Annotated in this window: 17 protein-coding genes and 1 riboswitch; of the genes, 12 read left to right on the top strand and 5 right to left on the bottom strand. The window is 29.0% G+C overall.

What is annotated here, in order from left to right:
- Positions 1-321 precede the first annotated feature (321 nt).
- Positions 322-1,533: an alanyl-tRNA editing protein gene (locus ACJDTP_RS02350; protein WP_406760385.1), complete on the bottom strand. Its 1,212-nt coding sequence runs from the start codon at positions 1,531-1,533 to the stop codon at positions 322-324.
- A gap of 300 nt (positions 1,534-1,833) precedes the next feature.
- Here ACJDTP_RS02350 and ACJDTP_RS02345 point away from each other — a divergent pair, with 300 nt between their 5' ends.
- Positions 1,834-2,358, top strand: coding sequence for a putative ABC transporter permease (locus tag ACJDTP_RS02345; protein WP_077867715.1), 525 nt, complete (start codon positions 1,834-1,836; stop codon positions 2,356-2,358).
- A gap of 95 nt (positions 2,359-2,453) precedes the next feature.
- On the opposite strand, the gene ACJDTP_RS02340 is transcribed toward ACJDTP_RS02345, so the two are convergent.
- Positions 2,454-3,644, bottom strand: a complete 1,191-nt coding sequence (locus ACJDTP_RS02340; protein ID WP_406760384.1) for a pyridoxal phosphate-dependent aminotransferase — start codon at positions 3,642-3,644, stop codon at positions 2,454-2,456.
- 668 nt (positions 3,645-4,312) lie between these two features.
- On the opposite strand from ACJDTP_RS02340, the gene ACJDTP_RS02335 reads away from it, so the two are divergent.
- On the top strand, positions 4,313-5,575 hold the full coding sequence (locus tag ACJDTP_RS02335) for a methyl-accepting chemotaxis protein (protein ID WP_406760383.1): 1,263 nt from the start codon (positions 4,313-4,315) through the stop codon (positions 5,573-5,575).
- Between the two features lie 60 nt (positions 5,576-5,635).
- On the opposite strand, the gene ACJDTP_RS02330 is transcribed toward ACJDTP_RS02335, so the two are convergent.
- On the bottom strand, positions 5,636-6,562 hold the full coding sequence (locus ACJDTP_RS02330) for a DUF4097 family beta strand repeat-containing protein (protein ID WP_406760382.1): 927 nt from the start codon (positions 6,560-6,562) through the stop codon (positions 5,636-5,638).
- Positions 6,559-7,554, bottom strand: coding sequence for a DUF1700 domain-containing protein (locus ACJDTP_RS02325; protein ID WP_023974374.1), 996 nt, complete (start codon positions 7,552-7,554; stop codon positions 6,559-6,561). The genes ACJDTP_RS02330 and ACJDTP_RS02325 overlap by 4 nt, the downstream gene beginning before the upstream one ends.
- Positions 7,555-8,401: 847 nt before the next feature.
- Between ACJDTP_RS02325 and ACJDTP_RS02320 the strand changes: the two genes are divergently transcribed.
- The 10 genes from ACJDTP_RS02320 to ACJDTP_RS02275 all read left to right on the top strand — a co-directional run bounded on the left by ACJDTP_RS02320 (position 8,402) and on the right by ACJDTP_RS02275 (position 21,485).
- A complete protein-coding gene (locus tag ACJDTP_RS02320) occupies positions 8,402-9,076 on the top strand; it encodes a beta/alpha barrel domain-containing protein (RefSeq protein WP_017212147.1) in 675 nt (224 codons plus the stop codon).
- A 178-nt stretch (positions 9,077-9,254) separates the two neighbouring features.
- A riboswitch (Lysine riboswitch) is annotated at positions 9,255-9,425 on the top strand.
- A gap of 315 nt (positions 9,426-9,740) precedes the next feature.
- On the top strand, positions 9,741-11,036 hold the full coding sequence (gene lysA / locus ACJDTP_RS02315) for a diaminopimelate decarboxylase (protein WP_406760381.1): 1,296 nt from the start codon (positions 9,741-9,743) through the stop codon (positions 11,034-11,036).
- Positions 11,037-11,416: 380 nt separating this feature from the next.
- Positions 11,417-12,001 (top strand): signal peptidase I, encoded by a 585-nt coding sequence (gene lepB / locus ACJDTP_RS02310; protein ID WP_406760380.1) that lies wholly within the window; start codon positions 11,417-11,419, stop codon positions 11,999-12,001.
- Between the two features lie 207 nt (positions 12,002-12,208).
- Entirely contained in the window at positions 12,209-12,751 is a 543-nt protein-coding gene (gene lepB, locus ACJDTP_RS02305; protein ID WP_406760477.1) for a signal peptidase I, read from the top strand.
- 207 nt (positions 12,752-12,958) lie between these two features.
- A complete protein-coding gene (locus ACJDTP_RS02300; protein ID WP_406760379.1) occupies positions 12,959-13,183 on the top strand; it encodes a DUF3006 domain-containing protein in 225 nt (74 codons plus the stop codon).
- A gap of 210 nt (positions 13,184-13,393) precedes the next feature.
- Positions 13,394-15,526, top strand: coding sequence for an ATP-dependent zinc metalloprotease FtsH (gene ftsH / locus ACJDTP_RS02295; RefSeq protein WP_406760378.1), 2,133 nt, complete (start codon positions 13,394-13,396; stop codon positions 15,524-15,526).
- Between the two features lie 268 nt (positions 15,527-15,794).
- Positions 15,795-17,969: an RNA polymerase recycling motor HelD gene (gene helD / locus ACJDTP_RS02290; protein ID WP_406760377.1), complete on the top strand. Its 2,175-nt coding sequence runs from the start codon at positions 15,795-15,797 to the stop codon at positions 17,967-17,969.
- 549 nt (positions 17,970-18,518) lie between these two features.
- Positions 18,519-19,355 (top strand): ABC transporter substrate-binding protein, encoded by an 837-nt coding sequence (locus ACJDTP_RS02285; protein WP_406760376.1) that lies wholly within the window; start codon positions 18,519-18,521, stop codon positions 19,353-19,355.
- Between the two features lie 761 nt (positions 19,356-20,116).
- Positions 20,117-20,776, top strand: a complete 660-nt coding sequence (locus ACJDTP_RS02280) for an amino acid ABC transporter permease (protein ID WP_077854575.1) — start codon at positions 20,117-20,119, stop codon at positions 20,774-20,776.
- Complete coding sequence (locus ACJDTP_RS02275) at positions 20,763-21,485, top strand: amino acid ABC transporter ATP-binding protein (protein WP_012060932.1); 723 nt, start codon at positions 20,763-20,765, stop codon at positions 21,483-21,485. The genes ACJDTP_RS02280 and ACJDTP_RS02275 overlap by 14 nt, the downstream gene beginning before the upstream one ends.
- 499 nt (positions 21,486-21,984) lie before the next feature.
- Here ACJDTP_RS02275 and ACJDTP_RS02270 read toward each other — a convergent pair whose 3' ends face one another.
- Complete coding sequence (locus ACJDTP_RS02270; protein ID WP_078114270.1) at positions 21,985-22,791, bottom strand: DUF2628 domain-containing protein; 807 nt, start codon at positions 22,789-22,791, stop codon at positions 21,985-21,987.
- Positions 22,792-22,917 lie beyond the last annotated feature (126 nt).

The raw sequence follows: 22,917 nt of genomic DNA, 5'->3' as shown, positions 1-22,917 counted from the left end.
TCCTGCATGCTCCCGAGGCAAGCTCGTGACAAGCAAAAATGGAACAACTTCTACTAAGGGAAATATCTACAGCTAAATGCTCAATGCAACACTTCCACAAAAGTATGACCTTTCTTTCTGGTATATACTACAATTAAAATTATATGTTTGGGTTTGGGTTAGATATCTAGGCGCGAAATAATTAGAAATAAATATGGTGGATTGTGCTCTTAGAACACTTAAGCAAAATCTTCAAAGGACCGAAACAAACGCATATTCCCTTTCGAAGGTTTAGCAGTAAACTTAAAATTTCTTCATATTGTAAGTATTTTTATATTTCACCTAGTTCGCAACACCTATAATTTGAGATACTTTATTAAATGCATAGTCCATTGCACTTTCTAAATTTGAATTATTTTTTCCTGCTCCTTGAGCTTGGAAAGGACTTCCGCCGCCTTTTCCATCGATAAGAGATATAGCATCTTTTAAAAGTTCATTCATTTTGATATCTTTAATGTCTTTAGAACAAGCAAATAATAGATTTACTTTTTCATCAGATTTTACTGCCATTAGAGCTATTGTGTTCTCATTTTCGATAAGCTTAGAAGTAAGGTTATTCACATACTTTAGGTTTTCACCATCAAATATTTGTTTAATTACTTTAACATTATTTATTTTAGCTGCATTTTCAAGAATTTCCTTAACTTGATATTTAGCTAGTAGAATGTTAAGATTTTTATTTGTTTCATTGGCTTCACGAAGACTTTGATTTAAGTTCTTTATACCATTTATAGCTTCATTTTCATTACAACTTAAATATCTGCATATAGAAGTTTGAAATTCATCTTTCTTAAAAGAATCGGAAATAGCACGTTCGCCAGCTAGAAATTCTATTCTTGTTCCTTCTTTATGTTTCTCGAATTTTTTTATTTTAATAAGTCTTAAGTCAAGAGTAGATGTAGTGTGGAGTCCGCAGCAAGCATTAATATCAAAATCTCCTATTTTTACGATTCTAATATCCTCTTCAGTATTTGGAAGAGCACGTCTAAGAGATAACTTTTTAAGTTCGGCTTTAGTTGGAACAAAAGATTCTACAGGTAAGGCATCCCCTATAACTTTATTAGCAAGTCTTTCTGCTTCTCTAACTTGTTCTTCAGTTAAGACACCATAAATATCTACTGTGCTTATATCAGAACCTAGGTGAATAGCAAAAGTATTAGCGTTAAAAAGGTTGAAGAAAGATCCTGATAAGACATGTTGACCTAAATGTTGATGCATGCCATCTTGTCTTCTATCCCAATCAATTGAACATTTAACCTTATGTATTTTGAGTGGTTTCTTTTCAACCACATGATAAACAATTTCCTCTTTTTCGTATACATCAATAACTTTTTGATCTTCTAGAGTTCCAATATCACAGCTTTGTCCGCCACCTCCTGGGAAAAATGCTGTTTTATCCAATATAACATGAAATTTATTATCAATTTCTTTTATATCAATAATTTCAGCAGTAAATTCTTTAAGGTATCGATTATCATAATATAATTTTTCCATATGTAAATTAGCCTCCTAAAATATAATAATATCTAAGGCTCAGCTATAAATAATTTTTATAGTTTGTTTAACCTGAGTCTAAGAAAAGTTCAATAATATCATTATAGCAGATAGTTCATTAATATTGCATTTTTAAGAATCAAGAAATAGGTACAAAATTTCCTTAAAAATTATTATTATCCTATAGTAGAAGTTTTTTACGGGATAAAAGAGTTAAGCCCTACAAATAATATTAGTGACTTTAGGTGTACAAAAAGATATATATCTTTTATGTCTTGATATTTAGAAGAGGTGATTAATATGAATGTAGTGTTTTATCTGATATTTAATTTTATATTTTATTCATTTATAGGGTGGATATTAGAGGAAGGTTATAGTTTTTCAACTACAAAAAAGTTTCAAGAGGATGGTTTCTTAGTAGGACCATTTAAGCCGATGTACGGAATGGCAGTTATGTTTCTTATAATATGCAATGAACTGTTAGAGATTTCTGGAATTCCATTAATATTATTATGTTTCTTAATACCAACGACAGTAGAATATATAAGTGGGTATATACTTAAGCACTCTTTTAACAAAGTATACTGGGATTATTCTGAATTTAGGTATAATATTCATGGATTTGTCACTCTTAGATTCTCTATATATTGGATGGTGCTTAGCCTTATTGGCCTTTATTATTTGCAACCCAGTTTATATGAGTTATATATGGAGAATATGAAAATTATTAATATCTTTGTAGTTTTAGGAGGCTCTATATTATTAATAGACCTATATATAACTGTAAAGAAATTAGAATATGAGAAGCTTAGAATGATACAGTAATTTTATTGAAAAAATAATAGAAATCATATTTTTATAAAAAATAGATATAAATATTATTTGAGTAATATTTATATCTACCTAAATTATATAATTTATTATTTTAAATTATATAGAGAAGCTAACTTATCAAAAGCAGGCAAAGATTTTTTTATTTTCTCATATGAAGTGCAGTAAGCTAATCTTACATGCCCTGGACATCCAAACGATGATCCTGGAACAAGCAATAAATTAAATTGTTTTGCATCTTCGCAGAACTTTTTATCATCAGCAATTGGTGATTTTGGAAATAAGTAAAATGCACCTTGTGGTTTAACGCAAGTGAAACCAAGAGAAATTAAGTGATTATATAAAAGATCACGATTTTTCTTATAAATATTTACATCCACTTCAGCATCTAAGGATTTTGCAATTACTCTTTGGAATAAAGACGGAGCATTTACAAAGCCTAAAATTCTAGTTGCAATATTTAGTGAAGCCATCATATTTGTAAAATCAGCCATAGATGAATTAGCAACTACATAACCAATACGTTCACCAGGTAAAGATAAAGACTTGCTATAAGAGTACCCAATGAAAGTATTATTATAATATTTTAAGATGCAAGGGACTTCAATATCATCATAAACAATTTCTCTGTATGGTTCATCAGAGATTAAATATATTGATGTATTAAATTCTTCTTGCTTATTATTAAGTAACGTTGCTAAGTCTTTTATTACTTTTTCTGAGTAAATAACACCAGTAGGATTGTTTGGATTGTTTATTATTAAAGCTTTTGTTCTAGAAGTAATAACTTCACTTAAAGCCTTTAAGTCAGGCTCAAAAGTTTCAGTATTTGTAGGACAAGTTACTAGTTTGCCATCAAAGTTTCTTACATAGTTTCCATATTCCCCAAAGTAAGGAGAAAAAGTAATAACTTCGTCATCTGGATTTAATATAGATTTTAGGATTATATTTAATCCACCTGCAGCCCCACAAGTCATAACAATATTATCTTTAGAAAGTTCTAAGTTGTGTTTTCTGTTTATAAAATCACTTATATTCGTTCTAACATCATCATAGCCAGAATTATTCATATAACCATGTACTAAATTTGGCTTTTCTTCATTCAAAATTTCAAAGATAACTTCCTTTACTTTACTTGGAGGTTCAACATTTGGATTCCCTATACTATAATCAAAAACATTTTCTTCCCCATATATTTCTGATAATCTTTTTCCTTCTTCAAACATAGCTCTTATAATGGAATTATTTGCAACAAGAGATTTCATTTTATTTGATATCATTTCTAGCCCCCCGATTTATATTTAAATTTTATTCTAATTTTTGAAAGTGCATTCAATTTGATTGATATATATAGTTTATCACATTTTGTAATAATAATTAATAACACAGTGATTTATTTAGAAATATATTACAATTAAATTTACATAATTTTAGTTTTAATTTGGAACTCAACTTGTAAGATTTATGTATATATTACAAAAATAAACCTTCATCATAATTCTAAAAATATTAAAAAGGTTTTACCCGAAATTGTGAATTGTGCATTGTGAATTATAATATATATAAATTTATTCCTAAAATATAACACGTATCTTAGTGAGCGCTTAGAAATTATATTATGTGTGGAAATATTAACTTAAGTTTAGTGAAACTTAAAATAACGTGAAACTTTAATTAATGTGGTTGAAAATAAAAAAATCGCATGATATGCTAATATGTGTACAAAAAAGTAGAAATTTTACATTAGGTATTGAGATATGGTAGAACGGTTTCAGTGGATAATAGTTATTATAGATTAATATAACACTATATTAATTATCTAATAATGTCAGAGAAGCTTTTAGATATTAGGTAATTATAGTCGTTAAAAATCAAAGTATAAATGATTTTAATAAAATTAAGTATAAGTATTAATTAGATGACAAAGTAGAAAGAAGGGGTGTTTTAAATGAACGAAGACAAAAAAATTAGTTTATTACAGTCTGTTGGAGTGAAAATTTTCTCTGGATATTTCATAATGGCATTAGTTGGAATTGGGATAGGAATAGGGATAAAAACTAGTACGACACTTACGGCTATAGCTGTAGGAATTGCCGTTATATTAGGGGGCGCATTTGTAGTTACAACATTAGGTAAAATAATTACACCACTACATGAAATAAAGAAGTTAGCAGAAAGAATGAGCGAATATGATATTTCAACTAATATTACAATTACAAGAAAAGATGAATTTGGATTTATAGGACAAGCTTTAAATAAAGCTCAGGATAATTTAAGGCATATGATAGAAGTGTGTGCAGATAACGCAACAAATGTGTCCGCTTTAAGTGAAGAAGCATCTGCGGTTGTTCAAGAAATATCAACTAGTTTGGAAAATATAAATCTAGAGTTTGAAAAAATCGATTCAAAAACACAAGATAATAGTAGCAATGTTGAAGAAGTATATGCATCAATTCAACAAGTAAATGCCAATATGGAAGAATTAGAAGCACAAGCGGAAAAAGGTAATGATAATTCAAATGGTATAAAGGAAAGAGCTAAGGCTGTAGAAAAAAATAGCAGAAGAGCAATTGAAAATACAGCACTTGTATATAACCAAAAGGAAGAACATATAAAGAAAGCAATAGAAGAATCAAAGGTAGTAGAAGAGATAAAAGTAATGGCGGACTCAATAGCTAGTATAGCAGAGCAAACTAATTTGTTAGCATTGAATGCAGCAATCGAGGCTGCTAGAGCGGGTGAATCAGGTAAGGGGTTTGCAGTTGTTGCGGAGGAAGTGAGAAAGCTTGCAGAGGAGTCAGCATCATCTGTAATTACTATACAAAATACTATAGAAAGAGTAGAAAAAGCATTTAATAATCTTTCAGAGAATAGTAAAGAAATAATTGGCTTTATTAAAACTAATGTAAAAGAAGATTTAGAAGGATACGGAAGTATCGCTTTACAATATACTAAAGATGGTGAGTTTGTAAGTGCAATGTCTAAAAAGATAGCCGAGATGTCTGAACATGTAAATGCATCAATTGAACAGGTTAGTGCAGCTATATCAAATACTGCAAAAAATTCTGAGGAGGTTTCCGGTAGTACATATAGCATACAACAGGGAATAGACGATACATCAACTGCTATGAAACAAGTAGTTGAAACAATAAGTAAGGAAGCTATTAAGGCAGAAGAACTAAGCAGTATTATTTCAAAGTTCAAACTATAGGATATATAATATAATGCACAATGAACAATTAGTATAAGATTGTCATTGTGCATTAAAATTTTACTTTATATTAAGATTTCCACTTTCAGTAGTAATATTTATAAGAGAACTTTCATCGCCGGAAGATAATTTATCGTTAGGAGAATTTAAGCTTCCAGATTTCGTTTCGTAGTTTATTTTATAGCCTGAGCCTTCTGGTATAGATAAGTGTATGGATCCAGAATGAGAGCTTAAAGACATATTGTTCAAGGAATTAATTATTCTCAAATTGATATCTCCAGATAAAGTATTTCCATTTATACTTCCTAAGTTACCATTTCCAATAATATCACCAGAAGAAGAAGATAGTTTGGTTTCAGTTGATGTTTCTATGTTATCAAAGGTTATATTTCCGTTGGAACTATTTAAGTCTAAATAATTTAAAAATGAATCTGAAAGAGCTATAGATCCACTAGTAGATGAAAGATTAAGTGTATTTAATGATAAGCTAGAAATATTTATATCGCCGCTGCTTGTGGTTATTTTTAAAGTGCTCTTATCTTTAAAATTATAAGGTATACTTACTGAAATACTTGCGTCACTTGGAGTATCATATCTAGCGTTAAAAGCTAATCTATTACCACTTTCAATTTCATACAAGTCATTAGAAATATTATTGTTGCTTTTGATTTGAACTTTTAAATCATCACCATCATAATCAACGACTTTAATATCTTGCGAGTTTAAGCTGAAGTCGATCTCGTTGACATTGTCATTTAGGACATAATCTTTAGACAGATATGAAGTATTAAAATCCAAGTTGAAATTGTTAAAATTCAAATTATGTTCAAAGGCACTGGGGCTTAGATGAAGTTCATCGGCGTAGTTAGAAAGTTTGTAGCCACTTTGAACTAGAGCAATGCATCCAGAAGTATAAAATGTAATGGATAGAAGTAATAGTATTAACATAAATATCTTCATATTAGAAGAAATGAATTTCTTTTTCATAGCGACGCCCCACCTTTAAACTTTAAGAACTTATATGTTTTAGCCAAAATTAATATGAGAAATTTGCAGAGATAGAAAAATATAATCATTAAAAGCAGTGATAATGAGATTGAACCGAAAGAAAATAGTACTATTACCGGGTATGGAAAATTCGAGACAAATGCCGGAATATTAGGTAGCGTAAAAAAGTTTGTAAAAGTTCCACCAATTAATACTCCAATACTAGCGATAAAAATACTTATTGCTATTCCCAAGAGTCCGATAAAGCAGCCAATAACACCAGTTATAACTGGAAAGAATATTACTAAAGATAAGATTACAATAAAAAATTTTAAGATAATATTTATATTGAAGTTAGAAATCTTATTTTTAGATTTATTATTAAAAATACTCATTATTTGACGCATATTAAAATTAAATTCTGAGATGAAGGAAATATGATTACTGCGTTTAAAGTTATTCTCATTATTGATATTATATTTTGATTCTTTTAATTCAGCACATTTATAATTGCTTTTTTGAATATCAAGTGATATATTTTCATTATGAAGGTCATAAAAACAATCATTTGAAGCATAAGAATTATTAGACTTAAAATCATTAAAGTTGGAATCAGTTTTTAAATCGTTCTTGTTTTCTGAATAGATATTACTGAACTTTTTATCAGTTTTAAAATTGTGACATGCATTGATATGTTTATTATCAGTGCTCACATCAGTGGCATCTATGTTAGAAATCTCGTCGCTAGTTTCAGTGCTAGCATTATTAGTTAAATTATCTAAGGTAATGGTAATATGCAAATGTTCATTTCTAAGTTTATTAACTATTAAATTAGGATCACCTAATTCCTTTGCTATATCGTCTTCTGTTCTTCCAACAGTTAATCTAGTTTTAAAGTAATTTTCATAATAAGAAATAATATCTTGCAGCTTTATTTCAGGAAAGTCTTTTAAACCATCCATTAAAATGTTGAAAAATTCATTTTGGGTCATTACAATAAATCTCCTTTTACCTAACTTCAGAATATATTTCCTGATTAAAAGTATATGATAGGAATGAAAAGATCACAAGATATTACTTTATACTTTAATGTTTTATTAAGGTGTTGTAACTTAGAAATTAACAAAGTATTAAGAAATTCTTAAGTATGCCCATAGTATTTTATTGGTAGTGCTATTATTATCCACATAAATATGATTAATTATAAAATCGAATTTTGTAATTATACGCGTCAACAAGAAGTTTTGTGAATAAACTTGTGGACAAACTTAAATGATATAAAATAAAACTAAGGCTTAGCCTTGTAAATATAAGGCTTGTTTATACTGTGGATAATAGTATAAAATCTGTGGATAACTTAATTGTCAAATATGATATTCAATTAGTTCTTTATGAATGTTTTAGAATTAATTATGGACTTGATTTCAATAAATATGGAGATAATTGATTATAGAGAGAGAAATTTGTAGAAAGTCTTTCCTAACAATTTTTCGTTGAGAAATTTAATGATATGTATTTATAAACAATATGCACATATTTGTGGATAAAAACTGTGGATATTGTGGATAAATAAAATTTAACTTTAAGAAATACGAGAAAGTAGTATAATATAAATAGTAATTAATGGAATTTAACATATTGTATGAAGATAAGTGATTTATTTTAAAAATATTATAATTATAAGTATATATGCGAAAGATAATTTTAATTTAGAAAATTTTTAATAGAGGTTTAATTTATAGGAAAGTATAACTATAAAGACAATAAAAGAAAAATGTATAACTAGAGAAATTTATTATAAAAATCTAACCGATAGTTAATGGGGAGGGGATAAAAATTATGACCAATAAAGATGTTAAATATATTCCTCAAATAAAGGGTACGCTTAGGAATCATGTAATTGAGGTTCCAGCAGTTATAAGAAATTGTGGTGGAATTAAAATTTTTGGGAAGAGAATAAAATCATTGCTATTTAGTACAGATGTAGCATTAATAAGAAATAGCAATGCTGATGCAATTATTGCGGTATATCCATTTACACCACAGCCTGTAATAACACAGGCACTTGTTATGGCAGCTGATGTTCCGGTTTTTTGTGGCGTAGGTGGAGGAATAACACAAGGAAAAAGAGTTGTGAATTTAGCTATGGATGCAGAATTTAAAGGTGCTATGGGAGTTGTTGTAAATGCACCTACGAGTAATGAAATTGTTAATAAGATTAGGTCAACAATAGATATACCAGTAATAGTAACGGTCATTTCTGAAGATGAAGATATTGCTAAAAGGATTGAAGCTGGAGCTACAATACTTAATGTTTCAGGTGGAAGAAATACCGCTAATATAGTCAGAAATATCAGAAAGAGATTTCCAGAGTTTCCTATAATAGCAACTGGAGGACCAACTGAAGAGTCAATTAAAGAGACAATTCAAGCTGGAGCAAATGCTATAACTTTTACGCCACCAACATCAGCAAGTATTATGGGAGATCTTATGGATGAGTATAGGAAAGAATAAGAACTTAATAAGCTTGGGTTTTATACCATTAATTTAAAGTTAAAAAAGTATTGCTTTAAGTTTAATTTATGGTATCATATTTGTAACAGTTTAATAAAATGATATTGTGCAGATAATGATTTATAATGTCATTAATATTAAAATATTAATGAATTCTAATAATATAATATATAACATGACCTGGGGTAGAGGTGCTGCAATAAATAGTAGGTATGAGGAGTTGGCAAACGTTGATTTATACTAAAAGGTATTACAGCCGAAGAAAATAGATTATTATGCGATAATCTTTTTCTGGGTATTCATAGAATATGTGAATAACTGTCACGAAGAGTGTTGAGCTACAAGGTACTTTTTTCAGTTATAAATTAACAGTTTGAAAAGAATAATAATGATTTTGTTAGTATAGACGTTCAAATTCATTTATTAATCTTTTGCGAAGAATTGATAATTAATGAAAATATTGTGCATAAATTTAGCGTAAATATCTACCACTCGTCACAGATACACTCTGTGGCGTTTGTTTTTTATTATAATTATTAGTTAATACAACAGCAATAATCCGGAGTTAATGCAAAAAACGGATATTTTTTATTGAAATTGGTGTTGTGATTTATTTTAATCAATGAAGCAATAGCTAATAAAATATAATTTGGGGGTTAATCAAATGAAGTTGTTTGGAACAATGAAAGTAGAAGACAATCAATTAATGATTGGAGGCATCAGTGCTAAAAATTTAGTGAGAGAATATGGGAGTCCGTTATATGTATTTGATGAAGATTTAATAAGAGAATACTGTAGGGATTATAGAAAATATTTCAAGTGCGAAGAGAATAATAATAGAGTAGCTTTTGCAGGAAAAGCATTTTTGACACTTCAAATGTGTAAATTATTGAAGGAAGAGAATATGTGTCTTGATGTTGTATCTGGGGGGGAATTATACACTGCATATAAGTCTGAATTTCCACTTGAAAAAGTTATGTTCCATGGAAATAATAAGACTCTATCTGAGATTGAACTTGGCGTAAGACTAGGTGTAGGTAATTTTGTAGTAGATAATTATTACGAAATAGACGCATTAAATGATATAGCTAAAGAATATAATAAGGTACAAAATGTTTATTTAAGAATAACACCAGGTATTGAAGCGCATACTCATGATTATATAAAGACTGGACAAATAGATTCAAAATTTGGCTTTGCTCCAGTTGGTACTGTAATAGAAGATGCTATTAAAAAAGCTATAAGTTTAGAGAATATAAATCTTGCAGGAATACATTGTCATATAGGTTCGCAAATATTTGACTTAGAGCCATATGAAGATGCTGTTGAAATAATGTTAGAACTTGTGAGAAATACAAAGGAAAACCTAGGTTACCTAATAAATGAAGTAGATTTTGGCGGAGGCTTTGGTATATACTATACTGAGGGAGACGAGCCAAGAAGTACTGAAGAATATTGCAGCACAATAATTAATAAAGTTGATGAAGTGTGTGGGAGAACAGGTCAAGAAAGGCCAATTCTTACAATAGAGCCAGGAAGAAGTATTGTAGCTAATGCAGGAACAACTTTATATACTGTAGGATCAGTCAAGGAAATTCCGAGTGTTAGAAAATATGTATCAGTAGACGGTGGAATGACTGATAATATAAGACCGGCTCTTTATAATGCAGAATATGAATGTATTCTTGCAAGTGGAGTTGAAGGAGATAGAGAAGAAACAGTTACAATATCAGGAAAATGTTGTGAATCGGGAGATATATTATTAGAAAATATTAAAATTCCAGAAGTTAAAAGCGGAGATATTCTAGCAATAATGACTACAGGAGCATATGGTTATTCTATGTCAAGCAATTATAATAGAATACCAAAGCCAGCGGTTGTAATGGTTAAAGATAATGAAACAAGACTTATTTGCAAAAGAGAATCTTATGATGATCTATTAAAGAATGATGTTGAATAGATATAAGTATTTGAATATGTTTAAGTAAGAATTTAAATTATATAGATTTCCTAAAAGGATTATGCACTAATTTTTAAGATTGGTGCATATTTTTGTTATAAAATTAACATCTTATAAATATTTTAGATAGTAAAATATGTTATACTAATATAGCATATTAAAATATGCACATTAGAAAAAAGCGCGAAGCGCAACCAAGATCATTTTGATTAGAAAAAAGCGCGAAGCGCAACCAAGATCATTTTGATTAGAAAAAAGCGCGAAGCGCAACCAAGATCATTTTAATTTAGAAAAAAGCGCGAAGCGCAACTAAGAACTTTTTAAGTGAAATGATTTATATAATTAAGGATTATGAAAAAATGGGGTATTAATGAAAAATTATGTGTAATATGGGACATGGAGGTAATATTGTGGCAGAAAATAACGAAGATGAAATTGTAGCAGATAAAAAAGAAAAAAAGAAGTCCATATTAAATGAATGGATAATTGATATTGCAGTTGTTCTTTGTATAGCGCTTCTCGTATGGAATTTTGTGGGATACGGTGTTTGGATTACAAGTGGATCTATGATTCCAACATTAGAAGTTAAAGATAGATTGCTAGTAACTAGGGTGCATAATCCTAAAAATTTAAAAGAAGGAGATATTGTATTATTTAAAAATGACGAATTTAAGGGTGAGATTTTAATAAAAAGATTAATAGGACTTCCGGGAGATACAATAGAAATTAAAAATGGTGTTGTTTATAGAAACGGTCAGGAGCTCAAGGAAGACTATGTGAAAAATAATGAGGTATACAATGGAAGTTTTAAAGTACCAGATAATAAGTATTTCTTCTTAGGTGATAATAGAGCTAACTCAGATGATTCTAGGTATTGGAAAGATCCTTACGTTGATGAATCATATATAGAAGGAAAGGCTCAAGTAAAGTATTATCCTATAAAAGATTTTGAAATATTAAAATAATATGAGTTAAATTTTTTACAAAGTGTGAATAATACTTAGTATGTGGTATAAGATAAACGAATCTTGCAAAAGGGAGAACATTTAATGAATGAAAATGATTATGTAATGGAATCAAAGGACATAGATTTAAATTGTTCTGATAACATCACTAATAAGTCAGATAACGATTTTCTAAAGAAAAAATTAGATAAAAAAGAGAATAAGGAATTGCTATCTAATAAAAGTATTATAGGAAGTTTTTCGTTTGAAAGCACTTTCTTAAGAGAGTGGATAATTCCTATAATAGCTGCTATAGTAATGGCTTTTTTAATAAATAAATTTCTGATTTATACCGTATATATACCTAGTGAATCAATGGTTCCTACTTTAAATATTGGTGATAAATTAATAGTAACTAGAATCTATGACACTAATAGAATTAATAGAGGAGATATAGCGGTATTCTATTCAAAGGAACTTGATGAGGTTCTTATAAAAAGAGTTATAGGACTTCCGGGAGATCACATCGAAATACACGGAGGTACTGTTACCGTAAATGGATCAGATATTAAAGAGGATTATGTAAAAAATAACGAAAATTTTGATGGTGTTTTTGATGTACCTGAAAATAAATTTTTCTTTTTGGGAGATAATAGGAGCCGATCGAATGATGCGAGAAGATGGATTAATCCATATATAGATGCCTCAAATATACAAGGAAGAGCTGTATTAAAATTCTATCCATTTAAAGATTTTGGAAGCTTAAATTAATAGTAAGACTTAGGAATATAATATGGTACATAATAGGCTAGCATGCTGACGTGTTATTTTTTGATAGTCCTTAAGAGTTAGTGGTGATATTTTCATAGATATACTGTATAATTTAGGAGATTAGAGGAAAACTTACTTGCGTTCACTCTCTAAGTAAGCTATTCACTATTCTTGGAATTAATTTATACTATGAAAAGAGGATGTTAAGTGAGTGAAAAGTATATAATAGATAGAGTAGAAGGAAATTATGTTATAATTGAAAAGGAAAATGGGAATATAGATAAAATATCTATTAACAATGTTACAGGGGATTTTAAAGAAGGAGATATTTTAATTAATATAGATAATAAATATTTTAAAGTAGATAAAAAGTCCACAGAAATTCGCAGAAAACAAATAGATAATAAGATGAAAGATATGTGGGAAGAATGATTTAATCTATGAATATTAATAAAATATAAAGTTAAAATCAATTCAGATATAATTAAGTTTGAGTTTTAGCCTAACTTGTAACAAAGAGCAAAAGGTAAATGAAATGTTATATTGTCTGAAATTGTGTTACTTATTATAGGAAATTTATGAATATAAAAGTGTTACAGTATTGGACATAATGATTAATAAATATAATGGGAAGGTGATTAGATGCAGAATAATAATAATGGTAATAAAAAGAATAACAAAAATAAGAATTCTTTTACTATAGCAATTACTTATTTTTTAATAGCTTTTGCATTTTTGATGGCGTTTAATTATGCAAGAGAAGAAGCTACAACTAAAGAGATTACTTATAACGAATTTCTAAGATTGCTTGATAATAAAGAGATTTCTAAAGTTACTATAACTACAGAAAACTTATTAATAACGCCAAGTGAAGATAATGAAGAGTACAAAGGAAAAACTTTGTATACAGCAAATGTAAAGGATGAAACATTAATAACTAAGCTTAATGCGGCTGGTATTGATTTTACAGGTAAAAATCCTAAAGAATCACCAATGATGAATATCCTTCTTACTTGGATATTGCCTATGGTTCTCATATTCTTCATGTGGAGATTTTTATTCTCTAAGATGGGCGGAGGCGGAGGCGGTGTCATGGGCATCGGTAAAAATAACGCTAAGGTCTACATGGAAAGTGAAATAAAAGTAACTTTTGATGATGTGGCAGGTCAGGAAGAAGCTAAAGAATCCTTAAAAGAAGTAATAGACTTCTTAAATGCGCCAGCTAAATATACTGAAATTGGAGCTAAATTACCTAAAGGTGTTTTACTTGTAGGACCTCCGGGAACAGGAAAAACTCTTATTGCAAAAGCAGTTGCAGGAGAAGCAAGAGTTCCGTTTTTCTCGCTTTCAGGTTCAAGTTTTGTTGAAATGTTCGTTGGAGTTGGAGCATCAAGAGTAAGAGAATTATTCAAAGATGCAGTAGCTAAAGCTCCATGTATTATTTTCATAGATGAAATTGATGCAATTGGTAAGAGCAGAGATAATCAAATGCAAAGTAACGATGAAAGAGAACAAACTTTAAATCAATTACTTTCTGAAATGGATGGATTTGATTCATCTAAAGGTGTAGTTTTACTTGGAGCTACAAATAGACCAGAAATACTTGATAAGGCTCTTTTAAGACCAGGTAGATTTGATAGAAGAGTTATAGTTGATAGACCAGATTTTAAAGGAAGAGAAGCTATACTTCATGTTCATGCAAAGAATGTAATGCTAGGACCTGATGTGGATTTAGCTGAAATAGCTAAGAGTACTCCAGGTGCTGTAGGAGCCGATCTTGCTAATATCATTAATGAAGGTGCTTTAAGAGCTGTAAGAAGAAGAAGAAAAACAGTTCTTCAAGAGGACTTAAGAGAAGCAGTTGAGGTTATAATTGCAGGTAAAGAAAAGAAAGATAGAATTCTATCACCTAAGGAAAGAGAAGTTGTTGCATTCCATGAAGTTGGGCATGCACTTGTTGCAGCGTTGCTTAAAGGAGCAGACCCTGTACATAAAATAACAATAGTACCTAGAACTATGGGAGCATTAGGTTATACTATGCAATTACCAGAAGAAGAAAAATATTTAACATCTAGAGAAGAATTGATAAATCAAATTACAGTAATGCTTGGTGGTAGATCTGCTGAAGAGGAAGTATTTGATTTAGTTTCTACAGGAGCTTCAAATGATATAGAAAGAGCAACTCAACAAGCTAGAAGCATGGTTTCTATTTATGGAATGAGTGATAGATTTGATATGATGGCTCTAGAATCAGTGCAAAATAGATATTTAGATGGTAGAGCTGTTAGAAACTGTAGCGAAGAGACTTCGACTATTTTAGATGAAGAAACACTAAGAATAATAAAGCATGCTCATGCAAATGCTAGACAAATTCTTAGAGATAATAGAGATTTATTAGATAAAATTTCAGAAGTACTTTTAGAGAAAGAAACAATATTTGGAGAAGAATTCTTTGATTTAGTCTATGAAAAATATCCTGAAATGAAGGAAGAAAAAGAAAAGGAAAAATCAGAGAACGAAAAGAGAGTAAAAGAGTTAGCAGAAAGAAGAGCTAAAAAGCATGCTTTAGATATTGTTATAGATGATAAGTCTGAAAATTCACAAAGAGATTTTCGAGATTTAGGAAAATCAGAATTAATAACAAGTAATCAAACATCTGTTATTATGGAAAGTGATGCTAAGTCAGAGGGCGCAGCTGAAAATATTAATGATGATAAATTTATATCTAAAGAAGAGGAATCTGATAAAAAGGATTCTGAAACTGATAATATTTAAAGAAACAAGTTGAAATGTAAATATAGTATTTAATGCACAGTGGAGGAATGAAACCTAAAAAGAGTTTTTAGCCATACATTGTGCATTTTATAGTTTAAATGTATAATTAACAATACAAAATTCATGGAATTTGTGTGAAAATATTGGCATAAGGGTATAATAATATTTCACAGGAAGAAATAAAAGATTAGTTATTGGTAATTAATCGCCTTATAGAATAATTCAAGGTGATGAATTAATTGCCTATTGATCTAAGGGGGTCACAATATTGAGCAAACAAGTAGATTTTATAAGAGAAGAGGAAAAGTTAAGTGAAATCTTAGAAATTCTAAATAAAGAAATCTTAAAGTATTTGGAAAAAAGAAAGAATGTCACAAACTATATCCTTGAGGCTAGAAAAAAATACGTTGAGGAATATAAAGATGATGAAGACCAGATTATAGATTATTTTGATCATGAAAATTATGTGAAGGAAGAAGCCTATAGAACAATTGACAAAAGGCTTATGGAATTTACAAAACTTAAGGAAATACCTTATTTTGGAAAGGTTTCGTTTAAAGAGGGAGAAGACATTCCAGAAGATATGTATGTGGGTAGATATGGATTGACGCTAGAAAATAGTTTTGAACCATTAATTGTTGATTGGAGAGCACCTATTGCATCACTTTTTTATAAAGGAACTCTCGGTAAATCAAGTTATAATCCACCTTCAGGAGAAGTAGAAGTAGATATATTATCGAGAAAACAACTTGTAATTAAGAAAGGCCAGTTAAAAGGAGTATTTGATTCAGCAATAGATGTTAAAGATGAAATACTACAAATGGTTCTAACAGATAATTCATCAGATAAATTGAAAGATATAGTAATGACTATTCAAAAGGAACAAGATGAGATCATAAGAGAAGATAGAAATAAAATAGTCGTTGTAAATGGGGTTGCTGGTTCTGGAAAGACAACTATCGCACTTCATAGAATATCATACTTACTATACAATTTTAGAAAACAATTTGGAGATAAGGTATTAATCTTTGGACCTAATGATATTTTTATGGATTATATAGCTCAAGTATTGCCTTCACTTGGGGAAAGTAATATTAAGCAAACAACCTTTGAAAATTTTGCGAAGAAAGAAATTAATTTAAAATATGAAAATATAAAGAGCTTCGGTAGCTATATTGAAGATGCTATGAATGGAAAAGAAGATACTTTAGAAGAATATAGATATAAGAGCTCCAAGGCATTTGTTGATTTATTAAATTCTAATTTAGAGATTTTAAATAAGGAATATTTTAAGATACAACCAATTAGATTTATGAAAGAAGAGATTGTTACAACTAAAGAAATAGAAGAACTATTTACAAAATATTATAAAGATATGCCTTTGTTTAGAAGAAGTGAAAAAATAAAAAGAATACTAATATCTAAAATAAAAGATAAGAGAGATGAAGAAGTTTATAAGATAAATGCTGAGTTTAAAGAAAAGATTAGCAGTTTATCAGAGAAGGAACTTGAAATAGAAAAAAATAATCTAGAATATTTAAAAAGAATTAAGATAAGAGAAATTATAAGAGCGGTTATGAAATCTCGTGATGAATTAGATACTTGGATTAAGTACGAACCAGTAATAGATATTTATAAGAGAATTATTAATTTAGATACTGATAAAGACTATATTAATGAATTAGATAATCTTAATAATGAAGCTTTAAATGAGAATAAAGAAAGACTAAGCTATATGGATTTATCTGGCATACTTTATTTAATGATTAAGCTAAAAGGTATAAAGGTAAAAAATGAGATAAAGCATATTGTAATTGATGAAGCACAGGATTATAGTTTCATTCAATTTGAAATAATTAAAGAAATAACAGGTTGTAAGAGCTATACAATTGTTGGTGATTCAAATCAGAGATTAATAACAACTAGTGAAGAACCTGCAATGCTTCACCTTGATGATGTATTTAACGATCTTAATGTGGAAATTACAAAGTATGAGTTAAATAAGAGTTATAGGTCAACTCAAGAGATAATGGAATATTCAAATAAATTCTTGGATAAAGACAAGATTGTTCCGTTGGTTAGAAAAGGAGAACCTGTTATTGAAGAAGAAGTTTATAATAATGAGGAATTTGTTGATACAATAATATCATTAATTGAAGATTATGAAGAAGATGGATACGAGAATATTGCAGTAATCTTTAAGGATAAAAATGAATTGAATAAATTCTCTCATGTTATTAAAGAAAAGATCAATGTTCAAAGTTTAGATAATGATGATATTATGTATAAGGGTGGAAAAGTACTTCTACCAGCTTATTTAGCAAAAGGATTAGAATTTGATGGAGTTATAATAGTAGAAAGTGAAGAGATCGAACCGTTAGTTAAATATATAATGTGTACCAGGGCGTTGCACAGGTTGTCTGCAGTTAAGTATTTAATATAGTTACATTATAAAAACCTAACTCTCAGGCCTTATTATCTTAAAAGCCATAAGGCTATATAAAATAAAGAATTTTATATAGAATGAGCTATGCTATCTGAAATTTATATATACTAAACTAGATAATCAATTTTAAATAATAAGTAGGCGGCACCGATAACATGATATTTATGATGTGCCGCTTTTATTTTTTATTATGTGAATAATTTTTCATAAAGTATGCAAAGTGAAAAATTATAATATAAATTTAATGAGAATAAAATTTCATAATTTTTTGTGAATTTTAAATTATAGAAATACTAAATAAAATTTTTTTATAATTTTAAAATGATTAAAAAACGCTTAAAGCAAGCTTGTAAGCCTTATAATACTAATATATATAACTATTTCCAATACATAAAATATATATTTAAATATATAATAAGTAATGAGGATAAATTTAATTTTAATGAATAATAATTAAACTTTTTATCATATTTCTATTGAGTAAATATAAAAAAGTGTGTATAATTATGCTATCGTTAGTAGAGTAAAGTTTTGGAGGTATTAATAATGAAAGTTGGTATAGTAAAAAAATTAGTTGCTATTGCAGCAGCATCAGCTATTGCAATAGGTATGGTAGGCTGTGGAAACAGCACTAAAGGAAACAAAGAAAACACAAGCAGTAATGCTTCTGCATTACAGGCAATAAAATCAAAAGGTAAGCTTGTAATAGGAACAAGCGCCGATTATCCACCATATGAATTCCATAAAGAAATAGATGGAAAAGATAAGATAGTTGGATTTGATATTGATATTGCAAAAGAAATGGCAAAAGATTTAGGAGTAGAACTTGAAGTAAAAGATATGGCGTTTGATGGATTGTTAGTAGCACTTCAATCAGATAAAATAGATATGGTATTTGCAGGTATGACTCCAACAGATGAAAGAAAACAAAATGCAGATTTCTCAGATATATATTATAATGCGACACATAGATTTGTACTTAGATCAGGTGATGAAGCTGGAATAACTAAAATGGAAGATCTAAAAGGAAAGAAAATTGGAGTGCAAAAAGGTTCAATACAAGAAGGTATAGCAAAAGATAACTTTGATGCAGCAAATATTAAGTCATTAGACAAGGTTACTGATTTAATATTAGATTTAAAGAACAATAAAGTTGATGCGGTTTTAGCTGAACAACCAGTTGCCAAAATAAATGTTGAAAAAAACGAAGGTATTGCAATTGCAGATAAATTGGAGATTACAGATCCAAATGGAGGATCTGCTGTAGCTATGAAAAAAGGCTCGGCAGATCTATTAGAACAAGTTAACAAGACAATAAAGAGATTAAAAGATGAAGATAAGATAAACCAATTTGTGGTAGATATAAATAAATTAGTTGATTGATGTTATTTGAGGCTAAGAAGTACGATAGAAAATAACGAGTTAGAGATGTAGTATATATTTTGTTATTGACAAGGTGAATTTAGATAATACTATTTATTCCTTCATGAAAGTTATTTAAAATTTCAGAAGTTATATTGGAATTATTTAAAATCACTTTGTACCCATTGTGGGTATAAGTTTGACTGAAACCAGGTGATAAAGAGAGCTTCACCTGAGAAGTTTTACCTTGTACTAAGTAATGAAAGTTTTTAGCATATAGAAACTATAAGGTAATACATACCAGTATAGTAGAATGCAAAATATACTGACATCATAGCTTGTTATTTTTTTGAGTATTAGATATATGTTGTAAATTCACAATGCACGTTTCACAATTCACAATTGTGGCTAAAATTCTTGTAATATTTTTAGAATTATGATGAAGGATTATTTTTTAAATATATATATTTAAAATTATTTTTATATTGGAAATTAACAACAGTTGAAAATTATCGGATAATGTCTTATAATTAAAAATTAGTGACTATTTTATTATATGTGTATTATTAAGTGAAGCTTGATTCAGATGGGGGGAGTCCTTAGCTGGATATTAGTTGAACTTATATAGGGTCGTGTCACTATTATCTCTCACTTAAGCAGGGAACCTAAATATATGATTTAGTGTGAATCGGTTACTCATCTGACTTTAGGAAGAGGAGTTTCATATATTGTGAGAGTATTACAGTGACTAGACATCAGATAAAGAACTAGGAGGGAAAATATTGAATTTTACATTTTTAGGAAAATACTCTGAATATTATTTAAAAGGTGCAGAAATCACTATTGTACTAGCATTTTTTGCAGTGCTATGTGGTACAATCTTGGGTCTCGCATTAACTCTTTTAAGGCGTTCAAAATTTAAACTAATAAGCTATATAGCAACAGCTTATGTAGAATTTGTAAGAGGTACTCCACTTCTAGTTCAAATCTATATAATCTATATAGGATTACCTAAGCTTATAGGAATAGATATGCCTGATATGACTGTTGGATCAATAGCTTTAGCATTAAACTCAGCAGCATATATATCTGAAATAATAAGAGCTGGAATCGAAGCAGTGGACAAAGGTCAAATGGAAGCAGCTAGAAGTTTAGGAATGAATCAAGGATTAGCAATGGTTCATGTTATAATTCCACAAGCATTTAAGAATATATTACCTGCTCTTGGAAATGAATTTATTTCTGTAATAAAAGAATCATCAATGGTTTCTGTTATAGGTGTTGCAGAACTTATGTACAATGCAAGTATTGTAAGAGGAAATACAGCTTTAGGATTAGAACCAATAATTGTAGCAGCAGTAGTTTACTTTGTTTTAACTTTCACTTTGACAAGATGTTTAGGTTATGTTGAAAGGAGGATGAAAGCAAGTGATATACGTTAAAGATTTACATAAAAGCTTTGGAAAAAATAAGGTGTTAAAAGGAATAGATGAGCATATCAGCAAAGGTGAAGTTGTAGTTGTAATTGGGCCTTCTGGATCAGGAAAAAGTACATTTTTAAGATGTCTTAACTTATTGGAAACTCCTACATCTGGGCAAATTACTTTTGAAGATAAGGATATAACATCAAAGGCAACTAATATAGATAAGATGAGAGAAAAAATGGGGATGGTATTCCAACAATTTAATTTATTTCCTCATAAAACAGTCTGTGAAAATATATGCCTAGCTCCTATTAAAGTAAAAGGAATTTCTAAAGATGAAGCTAAAAATATAGCAGAAAATTTATTAAATAAGGTTGGTTTGATAGATAAAATAAATGCTTACCCATCATCATTATCAGGTGGACAAAAGCAAAGAATTGCAATAGCTAGAGCTTTAGCTATGCAGCCAGATGTTATGTTATTCGATGAACCAACATCTGCTTTAGATCCTGAAATGGTTGGAGAAGTTCTAAATGTTATGAAAGATCTTGCAAAGGAAGGTATGACAATGGTAGTTGTTACACACGAAATGGGATTTGCAAGAGAAGTTGGAGATAGAATATTATTTATGGATGAAGGAAAAATATTAGAATCTGGGACTCCAGAGGAAGTATTTAAGAATCCTAAAAACCCACGTACAATAGACTTTTTATCTAAAGTTTTATAATTAACTATACAACAAGGCGTTCACCAAATAACTATTTTTTATTAGTTATTATGGTGAACGCCTAAAATTTTAATATAGATAAACTAATTATAATCCATACTTATGCGTATAGCTCACCGAAATGAATAATATACTTTTGTTCCAGTTTCTAGGTAATTCTGATGGGTGATTCTAAGGCTATAAAGTTGCACCCAAAGTGCTAGCCTCAAAGAACAAGCTTTGAACTAGCACATTTGGAACAACTTATAGCCAAAGAATCACATCCATCAAAATTACCAATGAAACATTCCACAAAAGTATATTACTCATTTCTAGGTGGAGAATATTTCATAGTCTAAGTATAGTTTATGATTGCGCTATCTATAGATACCCTAACTAAGAGTAGGAATTTACCGAAATTATAAGAATTATTATTTGGGAAACTTATGAAAATTTCGCTAAAGGTTTTAAGCATAAGGCTGTATTAGCCTTAACGTATTCGAACTTTTAGTTTAACAAGCTAAAAGTAGTACGAAGGAGAAGAAAATTTATGTGGTGTAATCCTAGTTGAAAGCCACATGCCAAGTGAAATTACTATAAACATAATATGGAGAGCTAATACAATTAATGGTGCGGCTAAATTAACTCCGCCTTTTTTACGTAATTTATTTATATATTCAGTATTGCTGAGATTTTGTATATTGATAACATTCATTTTGAAGTCTTTAATCTTACGTTCGCAATTGTTAAGATAAATAAAATTTGCATATAAAGTTAATATAATTCTTATGAGTAGTAGCAAAGATAAGTGTATTCCCTTTGGAAAAATCGCTGAAGATACTAAGGTTAAGAGTATCAAAGCAGCTCCTGGAATATAAAGTTTTCTGTATAATAACCAATAGTAACCGAAGAAAAAACATGGCCAGTTCCAAGATAAAAATTTATGTTTATCGTTATATTTGTTGAGGTGCTTAATATAGAAACCGCTATTATTACCAATAAAGATAGCTAGTTCGTCTCGAGAAATATTGTTGCTTTTATTGTAAGGAATAGAATATATATTTTTAAATTTGTTTGTATTCTGATTATTATAATAGTCATTTCTATTATGATAGACTTTTTTTTGATTAAAGTTATCATTAGATTTGGAGTTGTTTTCAACATGATCTACTTTAATATCAGCATTAACTCTACTATTTAAGTTTTCTTCAGTATAATCTATATTAGTTTTTTCAGTATTTTTAATCGTATTACCGAAATAAGAACACATAGGATTTATACACACATCATTTATTCCTAGTTCTTCTGAACAATGTGGACATTTCAAAATTATATCCTCCTTTTAATAGCACTTAATACTAAAAGAATATTACAAATTTATCCAATTAACAATGAGAAGGACAGCAAATAGGATAAGGCAAAAAGGAATAATGAATTGAAAAAATTTAGGTGA

It is taken from the genome of Candidatus Clostridium helianthi, from assembly GCF_045310795.1.
GTDB classification, from domain to species: domain Bacteria; phylum Bacillota; class Clostridia; order Clostridiales; family Clostridiaceae; genus Clostridium; species Clostridium helianthi.
Note: the sequence above shows the minus strand (reverse complement) of the source record. Positions and strands in the feature narration are given on the sequence as shown.

What these genes read in the sequence shown, in the direction of transcription:
- ACJDTP_RS02320 (WP_017212147.1), top strand. Translation starts at nt 8,402, where the DNA reads ATGACCAATAAAGATGTTAAATATATTCCTCAAATAAAGGGTACGCTT.
- ACJDTP_RS02345 (WP_077867715.1), top strand. Translation starts at nt 1,834, where the DNA reads ATGAATGTAGTGTTTTATCTGATATTTAATTTTATATTTTATTCATTT.
- ACJDTP_RS02350 (WP_406760385.1), bottom strand. Translation starts at nt 1,533, where the DNA reads ATGGAAAAATTATATTATGATAATCGATACCTTAAAGAATTTACTGCT.
- lepB (WP_406760380.1), top strand. Translation starts at nt 11,417, where the DNA reads ATGTGTAATATGGGACATGGAGGTAATATTGTGGCAGAAAATAACGAA.
- ACJDTP_RS02330 (WP_406760382.1), bottom strand. Translation starts at nt 6,562, where the DNA reads ATGAAAAAGAAATTCATTTCTTCTAATATGAAGATATTTATGTTAATA.
- ACJDTP_RS02335 (WP_406760383.1), top strand. Translation starts at nt 4,313, where the DNA reads ATGAACGAAGACAAAAAAATTAGTTTATTACAGTCTGTTGGAGTGAAA.
- ACJDTP_RS02285 (WP_406760376.1), top strand. Translation starts at nt 18,519, where the DNA reads ATGAAAGTTGGTATAGTAAAAAAATTAGTTGCTATTGCAGCAGCATCA.
- ACJDTP_RS02325 (WP_023974374.1), bottom strand. Translation starts at nt 7,554, where the DNA reads ATGACCCAAAATGAATTTTTCAACATTTTAATGGATGGTTTAAAAGAC.
- ftsH (WP_406760378.1), top strand. Translation starts at nt 13,394, where the DNA reads ATGCAGAATAATAATAATGGTAATAAAAAGAATAACAAAAATAAGAAT.
- ACJDTP_RS02340 (WP_406760384.1), bottom strand. Translation starts at nt 3,644, where the DNA reads ATGATATCAAATAAAATGAAATCTCTTGTTGCAAATAATTCCATTATA.
- lysA (WP_406760381.1), top strand. Translation starts at nt 9,741, where the DNA reads ATGAAGTTGTTTGGAACAATGAAAGTAGAAGACAATCAATTAATGATT.